This window comes from Lacibacter sp. H375, from assembly GCF_037892425.1.
Taxonomy (GTDB): Bacteria; Bacteroidota; Bacteroidia; order Chitinophagales; family Chitinophagaceae; genus Lacibacter.
Genome location: NZ_JBBKTT010000001.1, coordinates 4,558,204 through 4,572,227, shown reverse-complemented (window position 1 = coordinate 4,572,227; position 14,024 = coordinate 4,558,204). Strand labels below are relative to the sequence as shown.

The 14,024-nt window shown below is 40.4% G+C and carries 11 protein-coding genes; 8 read left to right on the top strand and 3 right to left on the bottom strand.

Translation table 11 applies throughout. From position 1 onward, the window contains the following. The first annotated feature begins 367 nt into the window (after positions 1 to 367). A complete protein-coding gene (hutU, locus tag WG954_RS19605) occupies positions 368 to 2,143 on the top strand; it encodes a urocanate hydratase (RefSeq protein ID WP_340438630.1) in 1,776 nt (591 codons plus the stop codon). Between the two features lie 70 nt (positions 2,144 to 2,213). After that, positions 2,214 to 2,366, top strand: a complete 153-nt coding sequence (locus WG954_RS19600) for a hypothetical protein (protein ID WP_340438629.1) — start codon at positions 2,214 to 2,216, stop codon at positions 2,364 to 2,366. A 25-nt stretch (positions 2,367 to 2,391) separates the two neighbouring features. Here the strand turns inward: WG954_RS19600 and WG954_RS19595 are convergent, their stop codons facing one another. Then, positions 2,392 to 4,344: an NACHT domain-containing protein gene (locus WG954_RS19595; RefSeq protein ID WP_340438627.1), complete on the bottom strand. Its 1,953-nt coding sequence runs from the start codon at positions 4,342 to 4,344 to the stop codon at positions 2,392 to 2,394. A 93-nt stretch (positions 4,345 to 4,437) separates the two neighbouring features. Next, a complete protein-coding gene (locus tag WG954_RS19590) occupies positions 4,438 to 4,683 on the bottom strand; it encodes a hypothetical protein (RefSeq protein WP_340438625.1) in 246 nt (81 codons plus the stop codon). 341 nt (positions 4,684 to 5,024) lie between these two features. Here WG954_RS19590 and WG954_RS19585 point away from each other — a divergent pair, with 341 nt between their 5' ends. From WG954_RS19585 to WG954_RS19560, 6 genes are all read left to right on the top strand, one after another. Further along, complete coding sequence (locus tag WG954_RS19585) at positions 5,025 to 6,272, top strand: hypothetical protein (protein WP_340438624.1); 1,248 nt, start codon at positions 5,025 to 5,027, stop codon at positions 6,270 to 6,272. 12 nt (positions 6,273 to 6,284) lie between these two features. Further along, positions 6,285 to 6,959, top strand: coding sequence for a hypothetical protein (locus tag WG954_RS19580; RefSeq protein ID WP_340438623.1), 675 nt, complete (start codon positions 6,285 to 6,287; stop codon positions 6,957 to 6,959). A gap of 269 nt (positions 6,960 to 7,228) precedes the next feature. After that, positions 7,229 to 7,792, top strand: coding sequence for a Crp/Fnr family transcriptional regulator (locus tag WG954_RS19575; RefSeq protein WP_340438621.1), 564 nt, complete (start codon positions 7,229 to 7,231; stop codon positions 7,790 to 7,792). 73 nt (positions 7,793 to 7,865) lie between these two features. Beyond that, the gene (locus WG954_RS19570; protein WP_340438619.1) at positions 7,866 to 8,666 is read left to right on the top strand and encodes an MBL fold metallo-hydrolase; all 801 of its coding nucleotides are present in this window, start codon (positions 7,866 to 7,868) and stop codon (positions 8,664 to 8,666) included. A 200-nt stretch (positions 8,667 to 8,866) separates the two neighbouring features. Next, entirely contained in the window at positions 8,867 to 10,054 is a 1,188-nt protein-coding gene (locus WG954_RS19565; protein ID WP_340438617.1) for a helix-turn-helix domain-containing protein, read from the top strand. A 71-nt stretch (positions 10,055 to 10,125) separates the two neighbouring features. Then, the gene (locus WG954_RS19560) at positions 10,126 to 11,826 is read left to right on the top strand and encodes a serine hydrolase domain-containing protein (protein WP_340438615.1); all 1,701 of its coding nucleotides are present in this window, start codon (positions 10,126 to 10,128) and stop codon (positions 11,824 to 11,826) included. Between the two features lie 191 nt (positions 11,827 to 12,017). Here the strand turns inward: WG954_RS19560 and WG954_RS19555 are convergent, their stop codons facing one another. Next, positions 12,018 to 13,661, bottom strand: a complete 1,644-nt coding sequence (locus WG954_RS19555; protein WP_340438613.1) for an endo-1,4-beta-xylanase — start codon at positions 13,659 to 13,661, stop codon at positions 12,018 to 12,020. Positions 13,662 to 14,024 lie beyond the last annotated feature (363 nt).

The window sequence follows — 14,024 nt, the reverse complement described above, 5'->3', positions numbered from 1 at the left end:
GATAGGAGATAGAAGATAGAAGATAGTAAAACAGGCAGCATACCATTAATCATACTGCTGCACAGAAAGTGTACAGTAGAGAAATAAAAGTAATTCACCACAGTAGAAGAAAGTATAGAGGAATTAGTAATTGGGAATTTGGAATAACAAGCAGCATAAAATAAATTCTACTGTTACACAGAAAGTGTACAGTAGAAAATAAAAAGTAATTCACCACAGTAGTAACAACGCCACATCAAAGCGTAAACCGAAAACCAGGCTGTACATTGGTTTTCGGGGTCTTTTTTGGTTCTTTTTGGACAACCTGTCCCGATGAGCGAAGCATCTTCGGGAGCAAAAAGAACAGAAAGAAATTAAAAAGATTGCTATGTCAACAACAACACAACACTACGACACTGTTAAGTATAAAACTCCAACTGGCTCACAGCTAAGTTGCAAAGGCTGGATTCAAGAAGCCGCTTTGCGCATGCTCCTCAACAACCTCAACCCCGATGTAGCCGAACGCTCCGACGATCTCATCGTCTACGGTGGCCGAGGCAAAGCAGCCCGCAACTTCGAAGCACTCGATAATATCATTGCTGCATTAAAAGTATTGGAGAACGATGAATCACTACTCATCCAAAGTGGTAAACCCGTCGGCATACTAAAAACACACAAAGATGCACCACGTGTACTCATCAGCAACAGTCAGTTAGTACCCAACTGGGCCAACTGGAAACACTTTGATGAGCTGGAGAAAAAAGGACTCATGATGTACGGACAAATGACCGCCGGCTCCTGGATCTACATCGGCTCACAAGGCATTGTGCAAGGCACCTATGAAACATATGCGGCCATTGCCGATAAACATTTCGGCGGAACATTGAAAGGAACATTGAACGTTACTGCCGGACTCGGCGGCATGGGTGGCGCACAACCTTTAGCAATAACCATGAACGAAGGTGTGGCACTCATTGCCGAAGTGGAAGAGTGGCGCATCGATAAACGCATCGAAACAAAATACCTCGACGAAAAATATACCAGCATCGACGAAGCCATTAATGCGGCTGTGCATTACCGTAAGGAAGGCATTGCCCGCAGCATTGGTGTGGTATGCAATGCCATTCACCTGCTCGATCATTTGATCTCACGTGATATTATTCCTGATACACTCACCGATCAAACAAGTGCACACGATCCGCTCATTGGTTACATACCACATACACTCAGCAACGCCGAAGCAAACGAACTGCGTACAACCAATCCCGAACGTTACCTGCAACTCAGTTACGAAAGCATGTACCTCCATGTGCAACTCATGTTGCAACTCATGGACCAGGGAGCTATTACGTTTGATTATGGAAATAATATTCGTGCAAGAGCGAAAGAACAGGAAGACAAAATAGTCAATGGTCAATTGTCAATGGTCAATAGTGAAAAAGCTTCCGCTACGGAGCGCACTCACCATTCACCACTCACCATTCACGAATTTCCAATCGGAAGATGCTTTGCTTTCCCCGGCTTCGTCCCCGCTTACATCCGTCCGCTCTTTTGCGAAGGCAAAGGTCCCTTCCGTTGGGCAGCACTCAGTGGCGATGCAAATGATATTGCCGTAACCGACGAACTCATCATGAACATGTTCCCCCATAACAAGGGCATGTTGCGATGGATGAAGATGGCGCAGGAAAAAATTGCTTTCCAGGGATTACCGGCACGCATCTGCTGGCTCGGCCAGGGCGAACGGGAGAAAGCAGGACTCGCCTTTAACGAACTCGTACGCACCGGCAAAGTAAAAGCGCCCATTGTTATTGGTCGTGATCATCTCGATACCGGCTCTGTAGCCAGCCCCAACCGTGAAACCGAAAGCATGCTCGATGGCAGCGATGCCGTGGCCGATTGGCCCATCCTAAACGCACTCGTAAACACCGCAGGCGGCGCCAGTTGGGTAAGCCTGCATCATGGTGGTGGCGTAGGTATGGGTTACAGCATCCACGCCGGTATGGTGATTGTGGCCGATGGTACCGATGATGCTGAACAACGATTGAAACGTGTACTCCGCAACGATCCGGGAATGGGAGTGATACGACATGCGGATGCTGGCTACGACATAGCGAAAGAAACACTAAAAGAAAACGATCTTGATTTTAGAGAGCGGTTGAAGTAATATTCAACTGCTCAATATTGCTGTCTGCCCAACATAGGTCCTCCCGACGCAGGAGGGACCTGCCGAATTCATGAACTCATCTCAACCAAGCCGCAACGAAGAAACTCCGTTGCCAAACCCAAATACAAATGTTTTTGTAGCGGAAGCAAGTGCTTCTATTAAGCTGTTGTTGCGTCGCACTCTTGTATGGTTGGGAATCTATGCAGCATTTGAAATGGGGTAAATAGTTGGTGAAGTGTCAATAAGTGTCAGAAAATAATTTCAGTATTGGGAAGCCTTTCCATTAAGTTGTATGCTTCCTCTATAAATTTATTTGCCTTTTTTAATTTAGTTATATCTACGTTCTCCAGTATTTTGGATTCATTTAAGTTGTATGTGTTCTTCATTTCATCAGTAATTGTGATGTTTAACTCTTTTAATAGTTTCTTAGTTTTATTCAAGCCAAAATGTTGTAGATGACGCTTAAGGGCAATTAATTGATTTTCTTCTAAAATATTAAAACTATTTTCCCAAATTTCTTTACGGCCTTTTGGAAGAATTTGCTGCTCTATCTGCTCATTTAAATGCAAAAAGTATAAGTGCGACCTAACGTAAATTTGATAAACATCTTTCATTATCACTTCATCAAGTAATAGTAGTTTCTCTAATTTATTGAAAATAGAAAACTGCTCTAGTTGAATACTTCCAACATCTTTGACTGTAAGTGTTTTAACATCTGTAATTCTTTTAATGTTTAAGCTTTCTAAATTTGTTTGCTGCTGTTTTGTCAGATATGTTTTATGGTATGCAATATTGCCTTGCATGCCGCTAAGTTTATGAATAAGCATTTCTTTATGAAATAGCTTAACCATGTCCATTGCAGTAAAATTGAATTCATGGTAGGATAAATGCTTATCAAAAATGGCCTTAGCTAAAAAGTATTCAAGTATAGATTTATGCGAAAATCGATAATCTCCGTTCGCATTTCTTGTTAATAGTGATTTGCTTTTTTTGTCAATATCTTCCATCTGAGAATTTGAAGTATCATCGAACTCTTCTAATCTTAATTCTCCTTCCGCAAAATTTTCAGATTGTGGCAAATAATAGCCATCTCTTTCATTACTTTTCTGATACAGATTAATGGAGAATTTTTCCGAAAAATCTATAAGAAGACGGATGAAATTTTTCTCAGATTTATATTTTTCTTTAATGCCAGTTTTTTTAGATTCTCTTCTAATCCAACTACTAATAAGTGCATCATATATTTGAAATGTGAACTCAAACTCAATCTTATCTTCCATAATCTCTTCTATATGGTTAAGAAGCATAGGTCTGATAAGCAAGTTAGGGCATCTTCGTGCAATGTCTTTGGCTTTAAGGTATTTATTCCGTTGCCAGATATAAGGGAAACGGTTTTTTAGATATTTATTCACATCCTTATCATCAAATGGCGAAATGTATAATTTTTGAAAATAATATTCGCCTTTCTCGCCAGCAGTAAAGTATCCTGTTTCGTGTGGTTCTTCTTTTTGTGAGGGAAAGAACTGAGTTCGACATGTGATTATAATCAACCTAAAAGATGATACTTTTAAGAGAATATTTTTTAGTGTAAGGAAATAGTTTTTTTGTGCGGCCGTAGACTCATCAAAAGCGTCAAGTAAGAGAATTGTATTTTCAGGGTCTTTCACTTTTTCAATGTATTTGGTGGCATCATGATGCCATATTGGTATCAACTTTATGTCAAATGCTTTTTTTGAAAACAGCCAACGGAATCTATTTTTATATTCGATATATAGATTTATTAAGAAAGTTGTTTTTCCCATTCCGGAGTCAGCAAGTAACAAATAGTATTTATTGTCAGTTTTGCCATAAGGGAAAACTTTTTTTAAAAAAAGAGGCATCAATTTGTCTTTAGCAGAGGCAATGTAACGTCTGGTTGGTTCTTCGTCTTCAGAAGGCGATATATTTTGATACTTGGTGGAAATGTAAAACTTTGTTGCTTTTTTTACATCTGTATAAGAGAAGAAGGGGTGTAAGTCTTTGTTGTTTCTTCTATTCCAATAATATGAAACTATTCTTTTTAGCGTAACATATATTGTGCTTACAACTCCCATTAATACTATTATTAGTAGGAGCAGGAATACGATTCTATTTGTCTGGTCTTCCTCTAGTCCAATAATTTTGGCATATACTTTAAATAACTCTAAAAAGTCCTTTACCATTTAGTGCTTATTTTAGCTTTAGTTGCGGTCTTTTGATTTGAGATTAAATATAACTGAAATGGCCGCTAAATTTATTATTCTTGGCATTATGTCCTAATATTTGCCTCTTCCCCCCGTCCGGTCCAAGTATAGTAACGTTGGCGCAAGAATGAGTCGCAGGTTTTGTGTATTGGCTTCTTCCCGCAAAGCGTTACAAGTAATGCCTGAATAGCACACTGCATAAACCTGTTGATCAATGCTGCAGCCATTAAAATACAAAAGCACCGCAGGAACCTGCGGAGCTTTTGCAAGATGTTCAACCATCTTTATTTCGTTCCACTGATAATATATGCACCTCATCTGGTCCAAGTATAGTAATGCTGATGCAAGAATGAGGCGCACCTTTGGGTTTTGGCTTCTTGTGCCTGAATATTATTCTGCATAAACTTATTGATCAGTTGTTCGGCAAGGCACAAGAAGCTTTACTCAGGCAATTGCCCTATGCTTGCATCATTCAGTGAAAGGCCCTAACAGAGGTAAAGACAGGGTTTTTGAACCGTGTTTTCACCTATGTTTTTTTTCAGTTATTTATTATTTTTAAGATGGCAACCTGTTATAGCAGGTTGGTTTTCCCTGTTAATTCAAACCTCGTGGAATAAATCTTTTGACCGGCTCCCTACTTCACATTTAAAAAAGCCGTCATGAAAGTTTTCGTTTGCATCTTTACGCTGCTGCTGCTCGCAAATGTTCAGTATGCACAAGACACATCAAACAGGCGCCAGAGTACGAACCGTCCAAAGGATACCACAAAAAAAGCAGGTTCATCCTTTCTGGAGTCGCTGGCGAAAAATATCCAGGATGAGAAGAAGAGAAAAGACAGCCTGAACAATTATTACCGTCAACACCCCATGGAAACAAATGCCTATGTCAGCAAATACCTTGTCGACCGGCGTGTACTTCCCAATGATGATGCCATCAGGTTTATAAAAGCATTGAATCCCAACATCAGGAACCTGGAAGAAATTAATTATTATGCCGAGCTGAAGATGCCTGCTTTTAAACGTTTAAAAAAAACGGATCGAAAACGTTTGAAAAAGGAAAGTAAACGATCCGACAAATACAATTCAATTGCTTCAAAGACATTTCTGATAAAGCTGAATGAACTGGATGCGGCCTCTTCACAATTTACAAATGGAAGAGTACGATCAGATGCAAGGAACAGGCTTGTCAATACCATCAGTGAAATACAATCAGAGCTGGCATCAATAAGATCAAAACGGATGCCAATGGGTATTACCGTTTTCCTTACCAACCAGGTTGCTATTTTAAACCAGGTGCTGGCAGATGTAAACAGGAGCGGAAGCATTAGCCAGTTACAGCAAAGGATTGTGCAGGCAGTAAGAGATAACATGAACTATCATTCGCTTAAAATGAGCAGTGTTTATCCAATCGGGAAACAATCCAAGCAACGAAGTTTAATGGTAGCTGACAGTGGGCCTACTGAGACGGTTGAAAACGAAGAGCTTTTTTATTCAACTGCTCATTACATAACAGGTTTTATCGGAGAAGCAGATATCAAGAGCAAGATATGCGCTATCTATGCAAAAACAGTTACCACAAACGGCAATATCGCAAAGGAAGTCGATATTGATGTGCGGTACTTTTTTTCGTATGAAACGGCTGTACAGGCACAATACAAATGCAAGACAGGAAAATGCGACGGCTTCACTGAGCAAAACGGGCTTGTATCTGCAAACGGCGCCAACATCATTCCTTCAAATTATGTTTTCCGTTTCCGGGACAGGGAATCGAACAGGATCTATTTCCGCTGTATTTCAAAAGAACTTTTTGAACAGGTACAGTCAAACCCCGGCACAGGAAACAGCAGGAAGTTTCGGATCATTTTTTTTCCAGACAATGAAGAGTGTACTGCATTTATGCCACGCTAAAAATAATTCAGCATGTCAACTGAAAATGGAGCCGCTATTAAATTTATCAATGCACAGGCGTTGATTGTTACCGCCATCTTTGGCCTTTTTGGAGGTGCTTTAACAAGCTTTATCGGTATAAAGGAATTAAGCTTGCGTTATATGTCGATCGCAGGTTTACTTGGTCTCGTATTGATACTGCTCATTAATTTATTGCTGAGAGTATCGAAGAAAGCTTATATAAAAATGATCCTGAAGCTGATTGCAGTTATTTTGTTTGTGGGTCTTGTATTTAGTTTTTTTCGGTACGATGGGATATATGGCGATGCAACATTTGAATACACAGATATAGATACTGTTAAAACAAATTTCATTAAGGGAACAGACAAAGGATTACAGCAAAGTGCTGCCGAATTTCTGCAAAGGTTCATAAAAGACAATGGAAGAATTCCAACCGATCAGGAACTTATTGATAATGCCGGGGGTATTTATGAAAAAGCAGGTATCAATAATATTGCGAATGTATGGACACCGGCCTCCATTTTATCGAATAAGCGCTTGCTCATTAAGAATTATATACTGATGGCAATGCTGTTCCTGGCAAGTATATATTTTATTACGGAAGTGATTCTGATTTTTTACAAAGAGAGGAAAAGACCTGCTTCGGGAGCAAGGAAAATAAAAGCAAAGGAGCCGGCACTAAATTGATCTGTAAACTAGTGTCATTCAGTGATGGGCTGCCGGCGGTTGCAACTCCTGTTTTGTGCTAAGCTATTTAAACATCATTCAGCATCAGCATTTCAAATGCCCGATACAATCGGGCTGCACTAAATGCCACAAGTGATCTTGCTGAACACTTGCGCCTGAACCGGTTACTGACGTTACCAGATATGTAACCACCCGCAAAATTTGGTAGTATAAAGAGTGGCCTTTAATTTAGTGGAGAGTGTTATGCAGCAACATATCAATAAGTAGAAGTGAAATCATTAATTACATATTTTACAACGAAAGGGTTTAAAGAAAATGACCTGTCTGCATTTTTAAGTTGTATTAAAACACGAACATTTGCTGCGGATGAATTGATTTTGTCGAAAGGTCAATTAGAGAACTATCTGTCGTTTATTGATACGGGTACTATCCGGTATTATGCAGCTGTAAAAGACAAAGAAATTACGTTTGATTTTGCGTTCAAAAATTCATTTTACTGCGCTTATGATTCATTTTACAGCCGAACGAAAACAGAAGTATATGTCCAGGCTTTAACGGATTGTGAGTTGTATTCTATATCGTATGAAGATTTACAGAATCTTTATCATAAATGTGAAACGGCCAAAAAGCTTGGTCAAATCTCCACTGAATATTTATTGGAAAAGAAAGTAAAACGGGAATTAAATCTGTTGACAAAAACACCCCGGGAACGATATGAAAAATTGCTGGCCGAACAGCCAAAATATATTCAACAGATTCCATTGAAATATCTTGCATCCTATATTGGTGTTGTACCCGAAACGTTAAGCAGAATCAGGAAACGTATTTCTTGACCAAAGTCAATTTCTCTCACAGTTGAGCAGCATAAGTTTGTATTCTTATTTTAAAAAGTAAAATGAAATACAAATGCGCATTACAATTACACATATCGACACTGCCTGTGTTTTAATTAATATCAATGGATTTAAAATTTTAACGGATCCTACGTTAGATAAAAAAGATGGATTGCTTCCGCAATATGTGAGCCGCCCGTTGGCATTTTCAAAAAAGTATATTGATCCTGCTTTGTCTGTTGAAGAGATCGGGAAAGTTGATTTGGTGTTATTAAGTCACGATCATCACAGCGACAATCTGGATAAAAATGGCAGAGCTTATATTCAAACAGTTCCATTGGTGCTTTCCACAAAAGATGCTCAACGACGGTTAAAAAATGACAACACAATCGGTCTTGACGATTGGCAGGAATATTCTGTTGAAACGGAAAAGATAAAACAACTAAAAATAACGGCTATACCTGCTCAACATACAAATATCAAACGGTTAAATAAAGTGATGGGCAAGGTGTTGGGTTTCACAATTGAATGGCAAGGACAGGAAAATGGTTGTATTTATATTTCTGGCGATACGGTGCTCTTTGAAGGAATTTATGAATTAGAAAAAAAGAAAAAAGTAGGCATTGCTATCTTGCACTTAGGAGCAGGGGCATTTCCATATTTAAAAAGGAATTTAAGAGTTACCATGAATGGAGAAGAAGCGATTCAAACTACTAAACTTTTAAATCCTGCTTTAGTAATTCCAATTCATTACAAAGGGTGGTGGCATTTTAAGCAATCTGTTGAGTCGTTGAAAAAAGAAATCAGAGTATCAGGCTTGAACGAAAAATTTTTATGGATCGAAAGTGGGGTTGAAACAGAATTGGCTGTATAAACGTAAACCCAAGTACCGCCTTGTTACAGAAAACATACAACAAGGGAAATGGTAATTATTTTGTGCTCTTGTACATCCTTATGCAGTTTTTCATCTGTTTCAATTATCGGTAATGCCACATTCCACAACAGTTCTTTTCATCAACGCAACAATCTCCCTGTAAACTTGTTATCTTTTCTGCAAAGAAATTTCTCAGGTACATGCTTTTTGATTTCAGCTTAAAGAGCTCTTTTTTATTGATGTTCTTTTTTCACGGGCTCGTGTTCGCTGTGCTGCTCTTCATCAAAGGCAAACAAACCAATAACAAACCCGCTCTCTGGCTCAGTGCATTCACCCTGCTGTGCGTACTGTATATTTCACCCTTTATGCTGGGCTATGCCGGCTGGTACAGCCAACAGCCGTACCGGAATATTTTATTTTATATACCGTTTCAACAACTGCTGGTACTGCCGCCGCTGTTATACTTTTATTGCCGCAGCCTGTTCGACCGTTCCTTTGTGTTTACCCGCAAACAACTGCTTCATTTTTTGCCTGCTGCGTTGTATCTCCTGTACAGTTGTGTGGTTGTGGTAACCGATCAGCTGGTACTTGGTGAATATTATTTTTATGCAGACCAAAGGGATAAAGATTTTGCCTTTTGGTACCAGGCCGCAGGTTTTGGTTCCCTGCTTGTGTACCTGCTCTTGAGTTTACGCAACTACCGAACCTACAAACAGATTACCTACAATACTGTAAGCTATGCCGATTCCTTAACCTTTATATGGGCGCAACGTTTTTTGCTCGCCTTCCTGTTGTTGTTGATACTAAGGGCTTTGTTCTTTATCATCAACCCGGAGTGGGATGAGTTCGGTCGCAAATTCTGGTACTATTTATCGTTCTCATTGCTGTTTTATTACATATCCATCAGTGGCTATGTCAATACCGTCCGCTCAGTTACTTCCTTTAACGAACCGGGGGCTTCTTCAGCAAATGATGCAGTGGAAAATGTTGACACGGCTGAACATGAACCCCAACAAGATGCGGAAGTAAAAACAGAACTGCCCGACATCGACAACTGGAAAAGCAGGATTGAACAACTGGTGCTCGATAAAAAGTTATACGAAAACCCGGAGCTGTCTGTCGCTGATATTGCACAGCCGCTAAGCATCGCACCAAAAAAAGTATCACAGATCATCAACCGGGGCTTTGCTGTAAATTTTAACGACTACATCAACCAGCATCGGGTGAAAGCAGTGATCGCCAAACTACAGGAAGGCGAGCATAGTTTACAAACACTGCTCGCCATTGCGTACGATTGTGGGTTCAATTCAAAATCAACCTTTAACCGGGCATTCAAACGGCATACAGGTTTGTCGCCCAATGCTTATATTCAAAAAAACAGCTGGTAAGCTGGTGTCAAATCAGGATATGAACCGTTTTTTCAACGGCCGCAACCGACCATTGCACAAATTTGCATCGCATGAAATCAGTTCCGTTTATCAGTTATTTTATTCTTCTTCCATTGCAGGTCCTGTTTGCACAAACAGTTACACCTTTATCTCCGGTACTGCTGCAAAAACTCGATTCGGTTGCCACACAGGATGTGCCGTCTGATGCACCGGGCATCGCCACTGCCATCATACAAAACGGCGAAGTGGTTTATCAAAAATGGGCGGGCATTGCCGACTTTGCCGACAGTTCGTTGATCACAGCCGACACACGATTCAATATCGCTTCCAATGGAAAACAGTTTACGGCACTGGCCATTCTCACGTTAATGGATGCAGGTAAACTGAAGCTCTCTGATGATATCCGTACATTCTTCCCAAAGCTTTTTCCCCGCATAAAAGAAAAGATATCCATCAGGCATTTGTTAACGCACAGCAGTGGCATACGGGATGTGTACGATCTGTGGTCGTTGCAAGGTTTTACATGGTGGAAGCAATCGTTTAACAACAACGATGTACTGGCATTGCTTACGAAACAGGAAGAACTGAATTTTGCTCCCGGCAGCAAATACCTCTACAGCAACAGTAATTATATTTTACTGGCATTGCTGGTTGAAAAATTATCGGGTCAGTCCTTTACAACCTACACGAACAATCTGTTTCGTATGCTGGGTATGTATGCCACTTCCTTTGAAGACAATTACAACAACATCCGTGGGCCCGTTGCCAGGGCCTATTTCAACTTTAATACATGGACAACTTACAACTGGATATGGAATGTATGTGGCGATGGTAATTTGTTCTCCACGCTCAACGATCAGCTGCAATGGGAAAGAATTGTGCAGGGCAAAGTAGTTACACCTGTAAGTACCGCAACCATTCAGAAAAGCCAGCAGCTGGTTGAACAGTCTGCTGTAACAAATTATGGGTATGGTCTTGAATTTGGAAACTACAAAGGTCTTGCATACACATTTCATGAAGGCGCAACAGGTGCATGGAAAGCAACTGTACTTCGTTTCCCGGAAAAGAAGGTAGCCATGATCACCTTAACCAATACCGGTAAATCAATTCCTGCAATGCAGACACGTCAAATGGCCGATTTGTTTTTTAAGTTGAATACCGAAACACAATCCTGGTTAACGGCACCTGCAAGGGCTGGCAGTTATGTGGATGAAAAGGAGTTGACCGGCATATACCTCACCGGTAATGATTTTGCTTTTGAATTTGAAATACGCAACGGTAAGTTGTATTTAAAACGCAACGGACGCAACGATATAGAACTGGAACGTGAATCGCATAATGTATTTCATCAAAAGAACGATCCTGCATTTAAGCAGGAATTTGTGAAGAATGCAAAAGGGGAAATGCAGGTTACTGCTTACTACACAACACATGCGCCTTACACGCTTGTCCGTGCCACCGCTAACTGGAACAGGTTTAACTACGCTGCATTGAACGGCACTTACCGCAACAATGAAACAAATACTTTACTTGAAATCACCGGCACATCCGGCAGAAACTATGCGGTCGTTTTAGCAGGGAAAGACAGCAGCACTGCTGTTTTGGTAACGCCTGATAAACTGTTGATGAATAATTATTCCATCAACCTGGTAAAAACAGGAACCGGGAATATTGAATTGCATTTAAACAGCGATCGTATAAAGCTGGTGAAGTTTGTGAAGCTGAGAGGTCGATACATAAGCCAGGATACTCCCACGATACTCCGTAGATAAAGCGTACATAAAGCGTATCAGGCGTATAAACACGACAGGGTAGCCTGCCTTTTACACATGCACAACATTTCCCTCGTAACCTAGGGATGAAAAATTTGTTGGGCAGCAAAACAAACATCAGCGATTAACCAATACATGTATTGGTATAATAACCTGGTAGAAAGTTTTAAAAGAACCTGCCTGAAAGTTGTTTACAAACCCGATTGTAATGCCCGCAACACAAATTCGTAGGCCCGTTTTTTTACACCTGTTGCTGTGTAAAGCAACGGATAATCTGCACCGCTTTTGTAGCGCCAGCTTTGGTTGTCGAGTGTACCCCAAATGGTTACTCCATAGCGTTGCGCTTTCGGCACATACCGCATATAAGAAGTTACAATATAGTTGTACATATCGGCTTGTGCATTTTCGAGGTCGGCAGAAAAAACAACACTGGTTGCGTTATTGGTATTTACACCAATATCAAGTTCTGATATATGCACCAGTAACCCCGTTGCAGCAAGCTTAATAAAGTGATTATCGATTTGTGTTTTACTGGTGTTGATGCTTACATGCATTTGCGTGCCGATACCATCAACCTTGGCACCTCTTGTTCTTATTTCATTAACGTATGCAATGAGCGAATCGAGCTTGGCAGTGGAGAACTCAAGATTGTAATCATTAATAAAAAGTTTGGCTTGCGGATCTGCTTCTGCTGCATACTTAAATGCTTTTACTCCAAAATCTCTGCCCAGGTATTCACTCCACACAAACACATCATTGTTGGTTGCATTAGCGGTATTGGTATTATTTCGTATTGCACCCGCCGGACCATCAGCAAACATTTCATTAATTACATCCCAGCCTCTGACCTTTCCTTTAAAATGACCGGCAATTGTATAGATCGTTGTTTTAAGCAAACTATCAACCTTTGCATAATTAGTGCCCGAACTGCCGCCACCAATCATTTCATTAACACTTACATCATCTATGAAGTACGTATTGCTGCTGTTTCCTAAATCAAACACGATACGTGTTTGTGCGGTATTGGCGGTAATAAGCCATGTAACCTGCTGCCAGTTGGTACCAATTGTTTGATCGGCCTGGTATAAAGGAGAGGGTTGTGTTGATAAACGGATAGAACCATTTACAGTTAACGCCTTTACCCAATAACTTATTTGGTATTGTTTACCCAATTCAAGTGTAACAGCATCAGAAGCTACCTGCACCCGCCAATGTTCGTTACCATAAGCGGTGGGGTTTACAACTTTTAATGAACGTGTACCTGTTCGCACTTCCGACGCACCTGCACCAACGGTTATAGTTGCTGTACCCGCAGGATTACCTGAGTTCAAAACTGTGTATGCGGTAAAACTTGTTGCATCGCCATTTTCGAAACCGGGATTTTGCAATAGGTTCACTGTGCCCGGCGTTGCTGCCGATAAGATACTCCTGTAATAAGCACCTTGTGTTTGTGCATGCCATGCCAGCACATGCCCGTGTACCTGTAAATTAGCCGCCTGTGCAGCAGCTACCATGGCATCAGCGGTAGTAAAATTATAGGCGCCTGAAGAATTGACGATTGCATTGTTCTTCATTTCATTTTCAAAAGTAATTGCATTAAAATCCCTTTTTAGTATGGCCGATGAAAGTGCGGTATTCATAAAAGAGAAATTACTGCCTGCAGCACCAATAGGAAAAGTGGCAACTGATTTTAATGGCGCAGATTCAGCAGTTGGAGGAGTCGTTCCTCCACCCGTATTTCCGGCTGGTTTTTTCTTACATGAACAGATTAATATTAAAAAACACACGAATGCTAAAAACATTTGTTTCATTATTCCTTTCAGTTTTCTTACCATAGTATTAAATTTATTTTAAGCCCGTGTTCAACTTTACTTAATTGCAGCTTTAGTTATTATTCTTCCTGAAAAAGTCATCCGTCAACATAGTTCAATATCATAGCGCCCGAAACAGATTATTGTACATACTATAGACAATTACAAAGGGGAATAATACCAATTCACAAAAAAATATTCAGGCCACCGCACCATCAACAGGGAAGTGCAAGCCAACTAAGTGCCAATATTATGCATGTGGCTTCAGCCTCAGCCGGTCTTTCATGCTCAATAATAATTCGAATGTCCGCCACCGTTGCTTGTTATCAGCAACGCCACTTGCATTGTCATTAAAGCAAAACGGGTGAAAATATTTTCACCGTGTTT